We start from the raw sequence: 18,939 nt of genomic DNA, 5'->3' as shown, positions 1-18,939 counted from the left end.
AATCTTACATAGTTGAAAGATATTAATATATCGTGATTTTCTCGGGTGAATTTGGATTATTGGAAAGCAATTCAACTAATTTGAGCATCGCAGTATTTGCACTGAGGAAATGTTTCTATAAGTTAAGATGAGGGAATTTAATCAATGAACAATAGTGGCACTAATGAAAATATAAAGAAGGCGTTGTTTGAAAGGAAATGATTGTTATGGAAAAAGGAAATCAAGGAATTAAATGGTCTAGTTTGATTATGGGTGTGCTGTTATTAATGTTAGCAGTTGTTATTTTTACGTTCCCAATTGAAAACTTTTATGCAATCACATGGTTAATTGGATTATTTGTATTGATTAATGGTGTGATTCAAATTGTTTATCGTAGAAAAGCCAAAGCTTTAGTTGGTGGTAACCAAAATTGGATTCTGTTTATGGGGATTGTAGATATTCTCTTTGGTCTTATTGTCATTTTTAATGTTGGTGCTAGCTCGGCATTTTTTATCTACATGTTTGCTTTTTGGTTTATTTTTAGTTCTATCGCTGGATTATTTACGTTTTCGGGTAGTGGTAGCTTAAAACTAATTTCAGTGATTTTTAATTTATTAGGTATTGTTTTCGGTGTCATTTTATTATTTAATCCATTAATGGGTATCGTCTTTATTTCGACGATGATTGCTATTGCATTTGTATTCGTAGGTGTCATTTATGTTGTAGATGCACTTGCTTAAGTAAAATGAAGCGGTTCAAAAGAAGGGTGTGGCATGAAGTTTGTGCCACATCCTTTTTGTTGTGTTTGCGCAGAGTGTCGATAAAGAAATACTTTTTCTTTAGAAATTAGTATTTCTTGTGCATCAGTTTTACTCATGCATGCCTATTTATAAGTACACACGAGCTTTGGCTAATGTGTAAGAACCACTAAATCATCAATTATTAGTGGCGCTGTATCATTTCTGTCCCATTCTCTGACGAACATGTGTATTTAAAAAGGACGTTACCTACATTAAAGTAAGTCACGTCCGTATGCTTATGATTGACTTTCACTGTTTTCAATTCGATTGATAGTAACATCTAGGCCAAAAAATGTTTTCAAAAATTGTTGATAGTTATCTTTAGTGATAGCTAACTTTTCTGGCGTTCCATCTTTTGTCAAAGTTAAATGATTTTCAGACATTGTAGCACGGCCAAACGATTGTGGCATTGTAATTAATAAATGCTGTACAAATATTGAATCTGGATGCGTTTGATTATATTCAATATTTTTATCAAAATCTGCAATACATTTAGCTTTAAATTCAGCTTCATATTTTGTATGCCAATTATCATTTTCGAATTTTTGAACATAGAAAATATCCTTGTCTTCGTTGTTAAAGATAGCACGAAACGTACCACTGATGTCAGTAATCGGTTGTGTATGCTCTGACGAAGTAATAGGAATGGCGTGTAGAGGTAAGTCTCCAAAGCCAACATCAGTTACATAGAATACATCATTTATAGAAACAACAAGTGAAGCATGTGAACCGTTCAGACTGCGACCGCCACCGGGTGTATGAATAGTAGCTGACATTAATTCGGGATTAAATCCTTTTTGTTGTAAATAGGTTTTGAAAAATGTATTTAACTCATAACAAAAACCACCACGTTTATCACGAACAATTTTATTAAAAAGTGCATCGATATTTATAGATATCGGCTTACCATTTTGAACATCAATATTTTCAAAAGGTATAGTTAACATAAAACGAGTTGCATAATAATTTAATGCTTCAATACTCGGTCGATTATAACGAGATGAATCAATTTGTAAATAATCCTCTAACTTCGCAATATTCATAAGCATAACGCCTCCTGTATTAAAGATTATAGTTAAATTTTAAACAGAAATGCTGAAACTTTAAATTCGAAAGTATTGAATTTTGGATAACCACATTTTAAATAGAAAAATACGCTATCAAAATGAAGTCATCTCTAAAAGAAACGATTTAAAGATGACTACTGAGAGTGTAGCATAATGGAAGAAGTGTGCAGGATGTCTAAAAATGTAACAATACAAAGGTAGTTGCAAGACAAGTTACTTTATTTAGACCATTTGTGTTCTATGCGACCAAACTTCCAAATTAAGCTTGAAATAAGCCAAGTTATTAAAAATAAAGCGACTAGAATATAGCCTAAATAATCAAATTCGATTGAACTAATAAATGCCCAAAATGCACCGTGTAAGTCTAGCTTATCAGCAAGAATTTGCAGCAATTCAATCATCCCAATCACTAATGCAGCTATGACGGATATCGTAGTAATCGTTATATTGTAATAGATTTTGCGAATAGGATTGAAGAATGCCCAATTATAGGCATATTTCATTACAACACCATCTAAAGTATCCAACAAACTCATACCTGATGCGAATAAAATTGGTAAAGATAAGATTCCGATAAATGAAATGGCTTGTTGTGATGCGCCTGAAGAAAGAGCAAGTAACGTAATTTCACTAGCTGTATCAAAACCAAGTCCAAATAAAAAGCCAAGTGGCAATACGTGCCAACTACGCGTGATTAATTTGAAATAAGGTCCTACAAATCGAGAAACAAATCCTCTAGATTCAAGTAATGCATCGACTTCAGCTTCTTCAATGTGTTCACGTCGTAATTTAGCGAACAAGTTAATTAAAGAGATTAAAATAATTAGATTCAACACACCGATAAGCACTAAAAAGAAACCTGAAACTAGTGTACCAATTGTTCCACCAATATCTTGGAAATGTGGTAATTCATCTTTAGCCCATTTTACAGATACCCCTAAAAAAACAGCCATTAAAAATACGACAGATGAATGTCCAATTGAAAAGTAGAAACCAACACCAGATGGATCTTTGCGTTGCTGTAATAATTTGCGAACCGTATTATCTATCGCGGCGATATGATCAGCATCAAATGCATGACGTAAACCTAATGTATATGCAAGAATCCCCATACCAAATAAGATATGATGGTCTTTTCCAGCAATCCATAAAAAACTAAACCCAATAACGTGTAACAAAATGACAATAGCTATGTATGGTAACCAGCTTAAGCGCTCATTTTTAAAAACAGTCAAAATATATCCTTCTTTCATAACATGATATTTAATCATACTGTATGTTCAATGTGCACTCTAGTAATAAGTGTTCATATGACGAAAATGTTATGCAAAATTATTTGTTATATAAAATATACATGTGACCGCAAAAGAATTTTTTGCGATATATATAATTTGATACATTAATCAACAACAATGTAAGATGTCACTTTGCTTAACTTGGCATCCTTTTTATGATTTTCAAATTCAAAAAAATGAGCAAAATGAATCTCTTTACCAGTTTTTAATATTTCAATACCATGCATGGAACCTAAGCACCCATGTGTGATGCTGGAGTGGATATTGAGACTAGCAACCTGATTGTAATGATTAGATAGTTCTTGAATTAATATTTGAGGTCCGTATATGTCAAAGCGTCCAGGGACAGACCAAATAAATTCTGTTGTAACCAGTGAACGTAATAATTCAATATCTAATGCTGCTGTAGCAACTATAAAATCTATCATTTGTTGACGTTTAGGCGCATGATTGCATGACACATCTCCTGTTAATAAAAAAGGTAATGATGAATGAACTTCCGTTTTAAAATGTAGTTGGTGCTGAAATAAAGCTTGTTCCAATATTGATATAGCTTTAGGACCAACGCCATGCATCTCCATTAGAGATGACTTCGTATATTGTGATACTGCTTCTAATGTGTATATACCTTGTGAATTTAACGCGCGTGTTGCAGGCTTTCCAATTTTAGGTAAAGTCATTTGTATCCATCCTTTATGTTGTATGGTAGTCTTTCTGGCAATATACCCTGATTTGTACAGAATTATTTATAAAATTAATATTGTTTAGTGGTTGGTGAATAAACGTGGGAAATATAAACAAAATGATATCTTTATCGAAATATTATTAGTAAAATCGTTATATTAGCTTAACTAAGTGAGCGTAACATGTTAAAAATTTGGGAGAGTAAGGAGGTATGTAAGTGAATACAGAATATAAAAAAGGTATATTTTTAGCACTCAGTGCATACATTCTGTGGGGAATACTACCTATATATTGGCAATTCGTTGATGAAATAGGCGCATTTGAAATTTTAGCCTTTCGTATTATATTTTCAGCAATATTCATGATTTTCATACTCGCGGTTGGACAAAAACAACGCAATGCATTTCAACGAGATATGAATCAATTGTTAGCCAAGCCCATTCAATTACTAGCAATTGTCGTAGCGGGTTATGTGATCACCTTGAATTGGGGTACATTTATTTGGGCTGTAACGAACGGACACGTCCTACAAACAAGTTTAGGTTATTATATAAATCCACTTGTCAGTATTTTACTCGCACTTATCTTTTTAAAAGAAAGATTCAATAAATTTGAATGGTTAGCCATATTATTCGCATTCATTGGTGTACTATATATGACACTGAAGATTGGAGAATTCCCAATCGTCTCTATTATATTAGCGTTATCCTTTGGTACATACGGATTATTGAAAAAAGTAGTACATATTGATGCCATCAGCAGTATTACGATTGAATGTATTGTTACCGCACCTGCTGGACTAATATACGTTATTTATTTATGGCAGCAACATCAGATGTCATTTGGATTGAACATGTCATCATTTTGGTTGTTATTTTCTGGTGCTATTACGGCAATACCACTAATCCTATTCTCAGCCGGGGCAAAACGTATTCCACTTTCACTAATAGGATTTATTCAATACGTTGGACCAACAATAATGTTTGTACTCGGCATATTTGTTTTCAAAGAGCCTTTTAGTTTAGATCAATTAATTACGTTTATATTTATTTGGACAGGTATTGTGTTATATAGTCTTTCTCAATACATTAAATTGAAGAAACATCCAGTCGCAAAAACCCTATAAAATACGAGGAGAGATAATTATACGTGTTTTCAACTTCCTTTGTGTCATGTTAAGGTGAGACTGAGGTATGTGTGCAGTAATAGTGACAGCCGTATAAATTTGAAACATTAAATATAAAATAAAGCACTTTCTTTGAATTCATAATTAAATGAATTTAAGCGAAAGTGTTTTTTGTTTGATGATTTATGATACATAAGTAATGTTAATCAACGAAGCGGATTAATATAGAAATGTATTTTATGTGATGTTACGTAATGACTTAAATCTTTATACAAATTTTCAGTGAAGTACGCAATGATTTAAAGGATAAACGTATTTTAAAAAGGGAGTCTTGATTTAGCAAAGATTGATTTTAAATACAAATTAAAAAGCGCCCAAATCAATGAGATTCGAGCGCTAATTTAAATATTTTAAAATATACCAATTACTTTCATCCAAAGTGATCCTAAACCAATCCAGATAATAAAGTAGACGAAACCTAAGATCAAGTTCATTGTCCACCAACGTTTTTGAGTCACGTAACCTGAAGAGAATAGAATCGGCGCTGGACCACTACTATAGTGTGTTGTTGAAGCTAAAAGGTTACCAAAGAAACCTAACATTAATGCACTGAATAATGGTGGTGCACCGGCTGCGATGGCAACGCCTAGTAATGCTGCATACATCGCACTGATATGTGCTGTAGAACTTGCAAATAAGTAATGTGAATAGAAGTAGAACAATATTAAAATGACCAGTACTATAGGCCAACTTAAGCCACCAAGACTTGTAGCAATGGATTTACTTAACCAAGGAATAAATCCAAGCTTGTTTAATTGGTCGGCCATTAACACTAACACTGAGAACCATACTAATGTGTTCCAAGCACCTGTTTCGTTTAAAATGTCTTGCCATGTTAAGACGCCTGTCAATAATAACAATGCTAGCGCAATAAAGGCCGTTAAAGTTGCATCAATATGAATGAAACTTCCGACAATCCATAGTGTTAGAGCAATGACAAAAATACCAATCATAAATTTTTCAGCTAAAGCGATTTTACCCATAGTCGCTAATTCATTTTCAGCCCAACTCTTAGCATTTGGTGTTTCTTTAACAGTTGGTGGATAAATTTTATAAATAATAAAAGGTACAACAATTAAGGAAACAAGTCCAGGAACTAAAGCAGCTAGGAACCAATTCATCCATGTAATGTGAACATTAGATGTGCTAGATGCTAAATTTTGTGCAAGGGGGTTACCGGCCATTGCAGTTAAAAACATAGCAGCAGTAATTAAGTTACCTTGGAATTCTGTGAAAACAAGAAATGCACCCATTTTGCGTGATGATTCGTCTTTTGGTTTCGAACCAAATGATTCAGAAAGTGATTTGATAATTGGGAACATGATTCCACCAGCACGCGCGGTATTACTTGGTGTAGCAGGCGCTAGAATTAAATCTACACCGACGATAGAATATGCTAAGCCTAATGTTTTTTTACCAAATAATTTGACGAAATGAAGTGCGATACGTCTACCAAGACCTGTTTTCACAAATCCTCTCGAAATGAAAAATGCCATAGCAATTAACCATATACTATTATTACCAAAACCAGCGACAGCCGTTTTCATGTCAACAATGCCAACGAGTACCATGATTGTAAATCCAATTATAGAGACAGCTCCAATTGGCATCGGTTGTGTAATACAAGCAATGATTGTCGCGACGAATATTGCGAACATATACCATGCTGTTGGATCCACAGCATCCGGTTTAAAAGGTGTAAGTGCCCAAATAAGGAGACCTACAACGATAGGGAGTATAAACTTACGATATTTAACCGTGTTTTCCATGTTAAAACGTCCTTCTTTCTATGTTTTATACATATTTCAATTTAAGAATAAAGCTAACTTCAAAAGATGTACAGTAATAATTAAATATAAAATTCAATTAACGAAATCATTAATATAATTATTTTTCGAGAATCGGTGAAGAAGAGAAATCATTGGTGTTAATTAAATTTAATAAAGTGGCCTTTTAAACAAATAAAAAAATCCGTTAACGTATTGTTAACGGTTAATAAGCACATATTTATTTTAAATTTTTTAATATACGAGACATTTCTTCAATTTTACCAGCATGAAGTGGGATGTGAATGGCATTTAATACTAATAACTCTTCTAAGTTATTACAACCGACAATTGGCTGTTTCAATTCAATTGCTAAATCATCTTCAGTTAGATTTCGTGCACGTTCAGGTAATGTTTGAAGACCTTCTAAAATCGTTCCAATACTCGGTATTTCGTCCTTCCATTCATCTGGAGACGAACCATTTCCGAATAAAGGTCTATATATATTTAAATCAATATTCTCTTTACCAGCAACAGCTAAGGCTGATTCAAAAATTGTTAATACATGCCCAAATTGCCAATGAATGGTATTAGAAAAAGGCTTATGATAATCATCAAGTACCTTTTCAACTTTCCAAGTATCATACACATTTACTAAATATCCTAAACCCATTTCAATGACATCAAATACCGTTTTTGTAGTCATTATTAATTCCTCCCCATAAATAAAACATACTTCCGTAAGTATTACCCTATTAACAAAGTTGTTAGTCATTTAAGGAATGTAAATCATGACTAACTTATAATATAAGATAGTTGACGAAAAGTCCTCAATGTACTATCTTATAATGTAAGATAGTAGGTGATGAAAATGTCAGTGTCAAATCAGATTATGAAAGGTCTCTTAGATGGGGCAATATTAGGTCTCATTGCCCAAGGCGAAACATATGGATATGAAATTATGACGAAACTTAAGAATCAAGAGTTTCCAGAGATAAGTGAAGGTAGTATTTATCCAGTTTTAATGCGTTTAAACAAAAAAGGATACGTTGATACGACTATAAAAAAATCTAGTAATGGTGGCCCAAGGCGAAAGTACTATACGATTACCGAGTCAGGTTTAAAGGAATTAAAAGTATTTAAATCAAAATGGCAAGCTTTGAATAAAGGAATGATTAACTTGTTTGGAGGGGAAAACGATGTTAAGTAAACAGTCTCAAGATTTTTTGGAAAAATTACGTGTTGAATTGTTATTTAGAGGTAAAACTGAAGAAGAAGTAGAAGAACTATTGGAAGAGCTCGAAGATCATTTAACTATGGCTGAAAAAAATAACGAAGATACAAGTTCAATTATTAATACACCGATTAAGTCAATGGCTGATCAGTTATCACCTGAGATAAGTCTTACTACCGGTTTATATAAATATATTACGTTGTACTTCGCTTTTGCTTTAGCAGTCATTATAATTCCTATGTTTTTAGATTTGGGTACATTCGATGTGACAATTGCATTTTTATTGTATATAGCTAGTATCGTTATTTTAGGTGTTGTCATTGGTATGCTGATTCTACGCAATACATTAGTCCGATTTGGTGACCAAAAAATAACATATGTTATAAATGTGACTTATGGAATTATCGTATTTTTATGGATGATTTTAGGTGGCTTGATTATTAAAAAATATCCTATCTATAGTTTCTTTGAGTTAAGTGACAAACAGAGTTTCATTATTGGGATAACATTTTTAATATTAGTTATTGGAACTTGTATTTTAATTAAACAGAAAATTTATGCGCTTATCGTGTTGGTAATTTCATTGCCAAGTTTGATAGCAAGGATAGCATCTATCTTTAGTAAAGAACCAGACACTTTTAATTTAGTTTCAGTAAGTATACTCATCATTCTAAATATAGCATTTATTATTTATACATTTGTAAATTTTAGGAAGTTAAAAAAAGAAGACTAAACAATGTCGTTTAGCTAAAATACATCATTATAGTAAAACTGTATACCAATCATCCAAAAGCACCCTAAAGTTAGACTTAAACTAACAAATTAGGGTGCTTTTGTTGTTACTCTTATAACTATTCCGTTGTGCCTAGAGCTATACGTAAATCCTCATCATTAGAAATAGCTTCAATGGCTGCAGTCAAACCTGCAACTATCTTTTCTAATGGTATAGATGGTGTATCGGGTTTACCACCAATCTGCTCTGGTATGTATGGCACATGAATAAATCCGAATCGAAGGTGAGGGTAATGCTTATCTTGTAAATAGCCTAAGTGATAAAGCAAGTGATTACATACATACGTACCTGCACTATTTGAAAGTGCTCCTGGAAGTCCTTGGTTAATAATACTTTGAGTCATTGCTTTAACTGGTAAATTTGAAAAATAAGCTGGCGCACCGTCTAAATGAATGGCTTGATCAATAGGTTGAAAATCATCATTATCTGGAATACGTGCATCATCAATATTAATGGCGACACGTTCTGGTGTAATGGCATTTCTACCACCAGCTTGTCCTATAGCTAGTACAACATCATAATGATTAGATGCCAACTTTTTATTTATAATAGTATCTACTTTCTTAAAAGAGGTTGGTAGTTTTAATTTATCGATTGTATGTGTGCCAATAATATTTTCTAGTAGAGACACAGCTTCCCATGAGGGATTAATATTTTGATTGTCAAAAGGCGCAAATCCTGTTACTAAAATGTGCATTTTAAGACACCCCGCAGTATTAAAATTTAATTTAGTATAACATGCGCATAATTAAAAACATATCAGGTTATGTATGCGCATAAAAAACAGCCCTGAAAAACCTTTATAAATCGGATTTTCAAAGCGTGTTTTGATAGGTATTTAATTAAAACTAAGCATGTTGATGTAAATCATCAAAGTTTGTTAAACGATGTTGCCACTCGTTATCACTAATATTGTTTGCTTGAATATAACGATTACGCTCATGTTTAGCACATTCATAAGAGCATGCACCTAAATATTTGGCTTCATTTTCTTCTGAAACTAATATTTGCTTATTACATTCAGGGTTAGCGCAATTAATATAACGTTCACATGGTTTGCCATCAAACCAATCCTTACCAATAATTGTTTTTTCAACTTGGTTGATATTAACACTGATGCGGTCATCAAATACGTACATTTTACCGTCCCAATATTCACCTTTTGTTTCAGGATCTTTACCATATGTAGCTATACCGCCATGAAGTTGTGCTACATCTTCGAAACCTTCTTTTAAAAGCCATCCAGAAAATTTTTCACATCGAATGCCACCAGTACAGTACGTAACCACTTTTTTATCTGCAAATAACGCTTTATTCTCTTTAATCCAGTCAGGCAAATCTCTAAAGCGCGTGATATTTGGACGAATTGCACCTCGGAAATGACCTAAATCAAATTCATAATCATTACGTGCATCAATAATGACTGTGTCATCATCTTCAAGAGCTTTTCTAAATTCTACAGGTGATAAATATTGGCCAGTTGTGTGTCTTGGATCGACGTCTTCTTCTAAATCTAAAGCAACAATCTCTTTTCGAGGACGTACATGCATTTTCTTAAAAGCATGTCCTTCAGCTTCATCAATTTTAAACACCATATCTTTGAATCGTTCATCGGCATGCATATGTGCCATATATTGTTCGGTTTCTTCTTTTGTACCAGATAATGTGCCGTTAATACCTTCTGTAGAAACAAGAATTCTACCTTTTAAATGGTGTGCTTTACAAAAGGCTAAGTGATCCTGAGCAAACTGTTCAGGGTCATCAATCGTCGTATATTTATAATATAAAAGAACTTGATAGTTCATAGGTTAATCTCCTTCTAAAAACATGTTATAAGCATGTTAATTTTTAAAATAAAGCGTCAATACGCATATTTGTCTACGTCCATCATTTTAACAGAGTTGTATTGTCATTCAATATTTCTAGCTTGAAATCAGCCACTAGACCGATAAAATAGATAAATGAAAACGTTATCATTTGATTTAAATGTTCCCTTGTTTAAAATAAAAATGATAGTTAAAACGAATGAAATGAAAGGAATGATCATGATGTCACAACAAGATTTACCTACATTATTTTATAGCGGGAAGTCTAATAGTGCTGTTCCAATTATATCTGAAAGTGAATTACAAACAATTACAGCTGAACCATGGCTTGAAATTTCAAAAAAAGGATTGCAATTAGAAGGATTAAATTTTGATCGACATGGCCAATTATTTTTATTGGATGTATTCGAAGGTAATATTTTCAAAGTCAATCCTGAAACGAAGGAAATTAAACAACCTTTTGTAAGTCATAAAGCGAATCCTGCAGCAATCAAAATACATAAAGATGGCCGATTATTCGTTTGTTATTTAGGAGATTTTAAATCTACAGGAGGCATTTTTGCAGCGACAGAAAATGGTGACAACATACAAGATATTATTGAAGATCTTTCAACAACATATTGTATTGATGACATGGTATTTGATTCTAAAGGTGGATTTTATTTTACAGATTTTAGAGGATACTCTACCAACCCACTAGGAGGCGTTTATTATGTTGCGCCGGACTTTAGAACAGTGACGCCTATCATTCAAAATATTAGCGTAGCCAATGGTATTGCTTTAAGTACAGATGAAAAAGTACTATGGGTAACAGAAACAACAGCCAATCGATTACATCGCATTGCACTTGAAGATGATGGTGTGACGATACAACCATTTGGAGCTACCATACCGTACTATTTTACAGGTCATGAAGGACCAGACTCATGTTGTATTGATAGAGATGATAATTTATATGTGGCAATGTATGGTCAAGGCCGAGTATTAGTATTTAATAAAAGGGGTTATCCAATAGGACAAATATTGATACCAGGCCGAGATGAAGGGCATATGTTACGTTCTACGCATCCGCAATTTATACCTGGCACAAATCAACTCATCATTTGTTCCAATGATATAGAAATGGGCGGAGGATCTATGCTTTATACGGTTAATGGCTTTGCAAAAGGTCATCAAAGTTTTCAGTTTCAATAAGACCTACCTGAATGAAAGGTGTCTTAATATAAGTTTAAATCTTAGCGATTTTTAATTAGAAGTTAAAAAATGCCAACTATACCTAGGGATGATATAGTTGGCATTTCGTATATATTAAAACAATGAGGATTGTGTAATGAGATTATTCTGAGATTGAAAATTCAGCTGATGCTTCGAATTTCACATCTTTACCTAGCATTACTCCACCAGTTTCAAGTGCTTGGTTAAAGTTAATGCCATATTTTTCTCTATTGATTGTACCAGTAACAATAACACCTGTTACTTGAGAACCATCCATTGGATTTTTACTTACTCCGTTGAATTCAACATCGAATGTTTCTTCGTTAGTGATGCCTTTAATTGTTAAATCACCAACAACTTTGCTTTCAGATACTGATTTTGTTTCAAATGTGATTTTATCAAATTCATCAGTACCAAAGAAATCACCAGATTTTAAGTGGTTATCACGTGCTTCGTTTTTAGTGTTAATTGAGCTTGGAATAATTGTTGCAGTAGCTTTCAAAGTACTGAAGTCATTAATATCTCCTTCAACAGCTACATCAAATTGATCAAATGAACCTTTCACTTTAGAAACCATTAAATGTTTAATTTGGAATTCTAAACTACTGTGTGCACCATCAAAAGTAAAGTTAGTCATAATATAAAACCTCCATATTTTTATCTCTTAGATATATTTTTTATACTTGATATACATACAATACCACCTACAAAATAAAGATGCAAGCATTTTATTTCGAATTCGAATATTTTTCTGTGATGTATTTAAAGAATGACCTATAAAACACCACACTATTGTTATACCCTAGTCAATTAATTCAAACATAAAGAAGTGATTACAAGTCCGTGAAATTTAGTTAATGAGATAAATCTGACTATTATTATCATTTTTATAGTCACTACTATTGACTTTGCATCAAGTGACTCGTACTATTTTAATATAATTCTGAAAATTCAAAATATAGAACATTAAATATGTAGATAATATTTTTTTGAAGTTTAAAAAAAGGAGGCATTTTATGGGAAATTATTTGGTATTGCAATCAGATTTTGGACTTAGTGATGGCGCTGTAAGTGCAATGTATGGAGTTGCATATACTGTAAGTGATGATATACGTGTCGAAAACTTAACGCATGATATACCACCGTATGACATTTGGGTAGCGTCATATCGTTTATATCAAACTGTAAAATACTGGCCTAAAGGCACAGTTTTTGTATCAGTGGTAGACCCGGGTGTAGGTAGTGATAGGCGGAGCATTGCTTGCTTAACAGAATCGGGTCATTACATTATTACACCTGATAATGGCTCTTTAAGTCATATCAAACATTACGAAGGTATTAAAAAAGTTATCGAAATTGATGAAGTGAAAAGCCGATTGCCTCATTCGGAAGAAAGTCATACTTTTCATGGTAGGGATGTTTATGCATACAATGGAGCGAGATTAGCTGCCAAAAAGATAGCATTTGAAAGCCTCGGTCAGGCAATTAACGTTAATAGTATTGAAGCATTAGAAATAAGAGAAGCGACAAAAAATGAGGATGCTGTTATAGGAAGTATTGATATTTTAGATATCAGATTTGGGTCATTATGGACAAATATTCCATTGACATTCTTAAAATCCTTGGAAATTGTTCATGGTAATAATTTGGTGGTAACAATTTATCATCAAGATAAGAAAGTCTATCAAAATATTATTAAATTTGCGCGATCATTTGCAGATGTTAATGTGGGTGAACCTCTTGTATATGTTAACTCGCTAGTGAATATTGGTGTAGCAGTTAATCAAGACTCATTTTCAGATTTATATCATATTGGTACTGGAAATGATTGGACAATTCATTTATCTAAAGCACCATCGATTTAATGAATTTTTTATGTAAGGAGTAATGAAGATGAAAAAACAAGATATTTCAGTTAAAACTGTTGTTGCAATTGGTATAGGAGCAGCGGTCTTTGTAATTTTAGGGCGTTTTGTTGTAATACCAACAGGGTTTCCTAATACGAATATAGAAACATCTTATGCATTTTTAGCATTAATATCTGCAATATTTGGACCTTTTGCTGGTTTAATGACTGGATTAATTGGTCACGCTATTAAAGATTTCACGACATACGGTAGTGCCTGGTGGAGTTGGGTTATTTGCTCGGGAATTATAGGCTGTTTATATGGATGGATTGGCCTAAAATTAAATCTTTCTTCAGGCCGATTTTCTAGGAAGGCGATGATTTATTTTAATATCGGTCAAATTATTGCGAATATTATATGCTGGGCACTTATTGCACCAACATTAGATATTTTGATTTATAACGAACCAGCTAACAAGGTTTATACACAAGGTGTTATCTCTGCAGTATTAAATATTATTTCAGTTGGCATTATTGGGACAATATTATTAAAAGCATATGCTTCATCTCAAATAAAAAAAGGTAGTTTACGTAAAGAATAATTATTTTGTTGAATCAGATATGTAAATGAATGTAGAAAGGTAATGATATATCATGACTGAACCAATTATCTCGTTCAAAGACTTTAGTTTTCAATATCATAGTCAAGCAACACCTACATTACAGAATATAAATGTTGATATTTATCCGGGAGAAAAAGTATTAGTAGTTGGTGCTTCGGGTAGTGGTAAATCGACTTTTGCAAATTGCATAAATGGATTAATTCCATTTAAAACTAAAGGTAACGTAACTGGGGAACTACATATAAATAATCAAGATGCAACTGTTAGTTGTTTACATGAAAGATCTAATGTTGTTGGTACAGTTTTACAAGATACAGATGGACAGTTCATAGGCTTAACAGCAGCTGAAGATATGGCCTTTTTATTGGAAAATAATTGTGTTGAACAAGATGATATGAAGAAAAATGTGAGTTATTGGGCTGAAAAAGTTGATATGATAGAACATTTAAATCACCGACCGCAAGATTTATCTGGGGGTCAAAAACAACGCGTTTCATTAGGTGGTATATTAATCCATCGTACCCCTATTTTAATATTGGATGAGCCACTGGCCAATTTAGATCCTGCGACAGGACATGAAACGCTGAGATTGTTAAATAATATTCATGAAGAAACAAAGTCAACGATGATTATTGTCGAACATCGATTAGAAGAATCATTAGATGATACGTTTGATAGAGTTCTTCTTTTTAAAGATGGAAAAATCATCGCTAATACAACGCCTAGTGATTTGCTAAAATCATCTAAGCTTAAAGAAGCAGGCATACGTGAACCATTATACTGTACAGCGCTTAAATATGCAGAAGTAGATGTTGAATCCATTGATAATTTAGCGAATTTACGTGAAGTTTGTATGAGTGAACATGTTAAATTTAAAGTGAAAAAATGGATAGAAAAAACATCTTCAAATAATGATAATAAGTACAAATCTGAACCGCTATTAGAATTAAATGAGGTGTGTGTTCAATATAGTGACTATAGTAATAGTGTACTTAATAATGTTCAATTAAATGTTTATAGAAGAGAAATGCTTAGTATAGTTGGTCACAATGGTGCCGGCAAATCAACACTTGCTAAAGCAATTTGTGGATTTTTAGATATAACAGGTAATATCCAATTTTGTAATAAGGGATTTAATCAATTGTCAATTAGCGAACGATCTGAATTCGTAGGTTATGTGATGCAAAATCCAAATCATATGATTTCCGAAAAAATGATTTACGATGAAGTAGCATTAGGGTTAAGAGCACGAGGTATGAAAGAATCAGATATAAAGATACGGGTAGAGAATGTGCTCAAAATATGCGGACTTTATGCATTTCGGAATTGGCCAATTGCCGCTTTAAGCTATGGTCAAAAAAAGAGGGTCACTATAGCATCTGTTTTAGTCTTAAATCCGGAAATAATCATATTGGATAAACCGACTGCTGGTCAAGATTTCTATCATTATAATGAGATAATGTCATTTTTAATTGAGCTAAACAGACAGGGGAAGACGATTATTATGATTACGCATGATATGCATTTATTGTCTGAGTATAGTTCAAGAACAGTTGTATTATCAAAAGGTCAAGTCGTTGCTGATACCACGCCAGTATTGGTTTTAAATGATAAAAAAATCTGTGAGATTGCATCATTGAGACAAACATCGCTATTTGAAATGGCCGAATATATAGGGATTAGTGAGCCACAGAAATTAGTACAATTATTTATTAACCATGATAGGAAGGTGAGACGCCAATGAATCAATATAATACTATAGGTTATCACCCGGGAAATAGTCGTATTCATCAATTAAATGCGACTGTTAAACTTTTATTCTTATTAGTTGTTTCTATTTCTGCAATGGTGACTTATGACACAAGATATTTAATTTTAATTAGTGCTTCATCTATTTTATTGTTCAAATATGCTCATATTGAATGGAAAAAAGTTCGTTTTGTTGTTAAATTCATTCTGTTTTTCACAATATTAAATATTATTGCCGTATACATATTTGATCCTGAATATGGTGTGAAGATTTATAATCAGCGTACAGAGTTAATCAATGGTATTGGTCGATTTACGCTAACATCACAGGAATTATTCTATCTTTTTAATCTAATATTAAAATATATTAGTACAGTTCCTTTAGCGTTAATATTTTTATTCACAACGAATCCGAGTCATTTTGCTGCAAGTTTAAATCAGCTAGGTGTGAATTATAAAATCAGTTACGCAGTCTCACTAGCATTAAGGTATATTCCAGATATTCAAGAAACATATTTTAATATTTCACAAGCGCAACAAGCAAGAGGATATGATAATTCGAAAAAAGCGAAATTTACTAGCCGTGTTAAAGGTATCAAACGCATTGTGTTACCTTTAATATTTTCTAGTATCGAAAGAATTGACACTATTAGTACTGCTATGGAGTTAAGACAATTCGGACAGTATAAAAGGAGAACCTGGTACGTCAAAAAACAATTAAAAAAAGATGATTATGTTGTTTTGTGTTTGACATTAATACTTCTGATGTTAGTAGTTACATTATTCTTTTTAAATAATAGTCGATATTTCAACCCGTGGCATTAGTATTCATATAAATAGTCTTTAAATAGAAATAGGAGGGAGACATTTAATGATAAATACTGAAAGATTAAATTTAATGATTCCGAGTTCCTCGCATTTAATTGAACTTTATAATATTTGTAGTCATCCACAAGCAAATATATACACTCCCAAAGGTTTACATAATTCCAAATTAGACACACAACGGTGGATTGAAAAATGGCGAAACCATTGGCAACAATATCAATTTGGTTACTTTGTATTGGTGAAAAAAATAGATTGTAGTGTTATTGGTATTTGTGGATATGAATATCGACAATTAAAGCAAGAAACAGTACTAAATTTATTTTATAAATTACATCCAAGTTTTGAAGGACAAGGGTACGCATGTGAGGCTATTACAGCAATCACAAATTTTGTGAATTATATCGATCAAGAAACAGTAAAAGTTATCAGGACAAATAAGTGTAACCAACGTTCAATAAATTTAGCAGAAAGGCTTAATTTCAAGCGAGACGATACAATGGACGACATTATCAGTCAAGGAGATATTGTGTTTTATAAATAAAATACTATGACATTATCTAAAAAATAAAATTAAAATCCCAACAGTTTCTTAAAAAGTTATGAGCCGCATAATAAAAATGTTATAATTGTGCATAATAAAACATAGGGAGAATGTTTAATGCATAAAAAATATTTATTGCTATTTTTTCTGTTATTATCAGTTGCATTGTTATATAGCTGTTCCAAGCAAAATGAGAAAGCTCAAAATAAATCTGTTAATCCAAATGAGTATGCAAAGCATAAATCGAAAATGGATGAACATTGGGAAACATATCACGGCCAAGTATATCATGTGTTTTATCATCCATTAATTACAGACCCAAAAGTTGCGTTTACAGGAGATACACACCAAGCTAAGGGCAACAATGATTGGATGATTACTGTAAGTGAATTTAAAAAATCATTGAACGAATTATATAAAAATAATTACATCATCGTTAATCCACATGATGTATACGACTTATCATCTCATCATGTAAAAGCCAAAAAAATAAAATTGCCGAAAGGTAAAAAGCCACTAATCATCTCAATTGATGATATGAATTACTATAGTTACATGAGACACCATGGTTATGCTGACCGCTTAGTACTTGATAAAAATAAGCATGTTGTATCTGAAACGACAGACTCAAAAGGCCATGCTACTTATTCTGATGACAATGATATCGTGCCAATTTTAAATAAATTTGTAAAAGAGCATCCAGATTTTTCTTTAAATGGTGAAAAAGGTGTTGTTGCTTTAACCGGTTATGAGGGTGTATTAGGTTATCGCACGAATGAATTAACGAGTAAAGATTATACAAAGAATAAAAAGGCGGCTGAGGAAGTTGTTCGCGCAATGAAACGGGATGGATGGTCATTTGCGAGTCATTCATATGGTCACATTAATTTTGAAAAAACATCTTTAGATGGTATTAAACGTGATACTAAAAGATGGAAAAATGAAGTTGAACCAATTGTAGGTAAAACAGATATGTTTGTATTTCCACATGGCGCACAGGATAGACATACACAAGCGTATGATTATTTGGTAGATGAAGCAGAGTTTAAGTTTATTGCAGGTGTCGGTCCAAACAATTTTACAGATATATCAGCAACGAACGTTTACCAAGATAGGGTTGCGATTGATGGTCTAAACTTATTTGAATTTAAATATAAACTCAAACCATTTTTTAATCCTGAAAATGTATATAGTAAACAAGATAGACAATTCTTTAAAGGTAATCGGGATTATGAAGAATAAGTTGAAATGAATAGAGTAATCCTGAAAAAAAGATAATGTATTAACTCATTAGGCAAGGACAATATGTGCAAGAAGTACAACTTCAATATAAAAATCTTGGTTAAGCATTTTTATAGGCACAAATGTCTTGCCTTTTTCTTTTGAAAAAATTTAAAACCAATACACCGAATTTTCTGAAAAAAAGGTTGTAATGTATTGCTAAAAATGATAAGTTATTAAGCATATTACACTTTAGTATGGTAGAGAAGTAAAGTGAACAACAAAA

General features: G+C 32.4%; 20 protein-coding genes. 11 read left to right on the top strand and 9 right to left on the bottom strand.

What is annotated here, in order from left to right:
• Window positions 1-206: 206 nt before the first annotated feature.
• Entirely contained in the window at window positions 207-719 is a 513-nt protein-coding gene (locus tag ACXQH5_RS08165) for an HdeD family acid-resistance protein (RefSeq protein WP_000410770.1), read from the top strand.
• Here ACXQH5_RS08165 and ACXQH5_RS08160 read toward each other — a convergent pair.
• From ACXQH5_RS08160 to ACXQH5_RS08145, 4 genes are all read right to left on the bottom strand, one after another.
• On the bottom strand, window positions 716-856 hold the full coding sequence (locus ACXQH5_RS08160) for a hypothetical protein (RefSeq protein ID WP_000047373.1): 141 nt from the start codon (window positions 854-856) through the stop codon (window positions 716-718). The genes ACXQH5_RS08165 and ACXQH5_RS08160 overlap by 4 nt on opposite strands.
• A gap of 159 nt (window positions 857-1,015) precedes the next feature.
• Window positions 1,016-1,822, bottom strand: a complete 807-nt coding sequence (locus ACXQH5_RS08155) for an arylamine N-acetyltransferase family protein (protein WP_001017406.1) — start codon at window positions 1,820-1,822, stop codon at window positions 1,016-1,018.
• A gap of 242 nt (window positions 1,823-2,064) precedes the next feature.
• The gene (locus ACXQH5_RS08150; RefSeq protein ID WP_000215639.1) at window positions 2,065-3,081 is read right to left on the bottom strand and encodes a HoxN/HupN/NixA family nickel/cobalt transporter; all 1,017 of its coding nucleotides are present in this window, start codon (window positions 3,079-3,081) and stop codon (window positions 2,065-2,067) included.
• A gap of 164 nt (window positions 3,082-3,245) precedes the next feature.
• Window positions 3,246-3,821, bottom strand: a complete 576-nt coding sequence (locus tag ACXQH5_RS08145; protein WP_000174570.1) for a helix-hairpin-helix domain-containing protein — start codon at window positions 3,819-3,821, stop codon at window positions 3,246-3,248.
• Between the two features lie 221 nt (window positions 3,822-4,042).
• Here ACXQH5_RS08145 and rarD point away from each other — a divergent pair, with 221 nt between their 5' ends.
• A complete protein-coding gene (gene rarD / locus ACXQH5_RS08140; RefSeq protein ID WP_001091178.1) occupies window positions 4,043-4,951 on the top strand; it encodes an EamA family transporter RarD in 909 nt (302 codons plus the stop codon).
• Between the two features lie 410 nt (window positions 4,952-5,361).
• On the opposite strand, the gene ACXQH5_RS08135 is transcribed toward rarD, so the two are convergent.
• Window positions 5,362-6,780: an anion permease gene (locus ACXQH5_RS08135; RefSeq protein ID WP_000432345.1), complete on the bottom strand. Its 1,419-nt coding sequence runs from the start codon at window positions 6,778-6,780 to the stop codon at window positions 5,362-5,364.
• Window positions 6,781-7,018: 238 nt separating this feature from the next.
• Window positions 7,019-7,483, bottom strand: a complete 465-nt coding sequence (gene bstA / locus ACXQH5_RS08130) for a bacillithiol transferase BstA (protein ID WP_000208928.1) — start codon at window positions 7,481-7,483, stop codon at window positions 7,019-7,021.
• 165 nt (window positions 7,484-7,648) lie between these two features.
• On the opposite strand from bstA, the gene ACXQH5_RS08125 reads away from it, so the two are divergent.
• Together ACXQH5_RS08125 and ACXQH5_RS08120 are read left to right on the top strand one after the other, a co-directional pair.
• Window positions 7,649-7,987, top strand: coding sequence for a PadR family transcriptional regulator (locus tag ACXQH5_RS08125; RefSeq protein WP_000116727.1), 339 nt, complete (start codon window positions 7,649-7,651; stop codon window positions 7,985-7,987).
• Window positions 7,977-8,744, top strand: a complete 768-nt coding sequence (locus ACXQH5_RS08120; RefSeq protein ID WP_000949563.1) for a membrane protein — start codon at window positions 7,977-7,979, stop codon at window positions 8,742-8,744. Before ACXQH5_RS08125 ends, ACXQH5_RS08120 begins: the two co-directional genes overlap by 11 nt.
• 118 nt (window positions 8,745-8,862) lie before the next feature.
• Here the strand turns inward: ACXQH5_RS08120 and pcp are convergent, their stop codons facing one another.
• Together pcp and trhO are read right to left on the bottom strand one after the other, a co-directional pair.
• On the bottom strand, window positions 8,863-9,501 hold the full coding sequence (gene pcp, locus ACXQH5_RS08115; RefSeq protein ID WP_000547825.1) for a pyroglutamyl-peptidase I: 639 nt from the start codon (window positions 9,499-9,501) through the stop codon (window positions 8,863-8,865).
• Between the two features lie 151 nt (window positions 9,502-9,652).
• Window positions 9,653-10,609, bottom strand: a complete 957-nt coding sequence (gene trhO, locus ACXQH5_RS08110; protein ID WP_001109290.1) for an oxygen-dependent tRNA uridine(34) hydroxylase TrhO — start codon at window positions 10,607-10,609, stop codon at window positions 9,653-9,655.
• A gap of 243 nt (window positions 10,610-10,852) precedes the next feature.
• On the opposite strand from trhO, the gene ACXQH5_RS08105 reads away from it, so the two are divergent.
• The gene (locus ACXQH5_RS08105; protein ID WP_000082550.1) at window positions 10,853-11,824 is read left to right on the top strand and encodes an SMP-30/gluconolactonase/LRE family protein; all 972 of its coding nucleotides are present in this window, start codon (window positions 10,853-10,855) and stop codon (window positions 11,822-11,824) included.
• Window positions 11,825-11,966: 142 nt separating this feature from the next.
• On the opposite strand, the gene ACXQH5_RS08100 is transcribed toward ACXQH5_RS08105, so the two are convergent.
• A complete protein-coding gene (locus ACXQH5_RS08100) occupies window positions 11,967-12,482 on the bottom strand; it encodes a YceI family protein (protein ID WP_000181120.1) in 516 nt (171 codons plus the stop codon).
• 379 nt (window positions 12,483-12,861) lie between these two features.
• On the opposite strand from ACXQH5_RS08100, the gene ACXQH5_RS08095 reads away from it, so the two are divergent.
• The 6 genes from ACXQH5_RS08095 to ACXQH5_RS08070 all read left to right on the top strand — a co-directional run bounded on the left by ACXQH5_RS08095 (window position 12,862) and on the right by ACXQH5_RS08070 (window position 18,674).
• On the top strand, window positions 12,862-13,710 hold the full coding sequence (locus ACXQH5_RS08095) for an SAM hydrolase/SAM-dependent halogenase family protein (RefSeq protein ID WP_000528919.1): 849 nt from the start codon (window positions 12,862-12,864) through the stop codon (window positions 13,708-13,710).
• Between the two features lie 28 nt (window positions 13,711-13,738).
• Window positions 13,739-14,293 (top strand): ECF-type riboflavin transporter substrate-binding protein, encoded by a 555-nt coding sequence (locus ACXQH5_RS08090; RefSeq protein WP_000743708.1) that lies wholly within the window; start codon window positions 13,739-13,741, stop codon window positions 14,291-14,293.
• Between the two features lie 52 nt (window positions 14,294-14,345).
• Window positions 14,346-16,058, top strand: a complete 1,713-nt coding sequence (locus tag ACXQH5_RS08085) for an ABC transporter ATP-binding protein (protein ID WP_057504552.1) — start codon at window positions 14,346-14,348, stop codon at window positions 16,056-16,058.
• The gene (locus tag ACXQH5_RS08080; RefSeq protein ID WP_001077835.1) at window positions 16,055-16,888 is read left to right on the top strand and encodes an energy-coupling factor transporter transmembrane component T family protein; all 834 of its coding nucleotides are present in this window, start codon (window positions 16,055-16,057) and stop codon (window positions 16,886-16,888) included. The genes ACXQH5_RS08085 and ACXQH5_RS08080 overlap by 4 nt, the downstream gene beginning before the upstream one ends.
• Before the next feature lie 46 nt (window positions 16,889-16,934).
• Window positions 16,935-17,432: a GNAT family N-acetyltransferase gene (locus tag ACXQH5_RS08075; RefSeq protein ID WP_000610980.1), complete on the top strand. Its 498-nt coding sequence runs from the start codon at window positions 16,935-16,937 to the stop codon at window positions 17,430-17,432.
• 117 nt (window positions 17,433-17,549) lie between these two features.
• Window positions 17,550-18,674, top strand: a complete 1,125-nt coding sequence (locus ACXQH5_RS08070) for a polysaccharide deacetylase family protein (RefSeq protein WP_000549227.1) — start codon at window positions 17,550-17,552, stop codon at window positions 18,672-18,674.
• The last annotated feature ends 265 nt before the right edge of the window (window positions 18,675-18,939 follow it).

The organism is Staphylococcus sp. SA22 (genome assembly GCF_054165785.1).
This window is presented reverse-complemented; position numbering and strand designations above follow the sequence as displayed.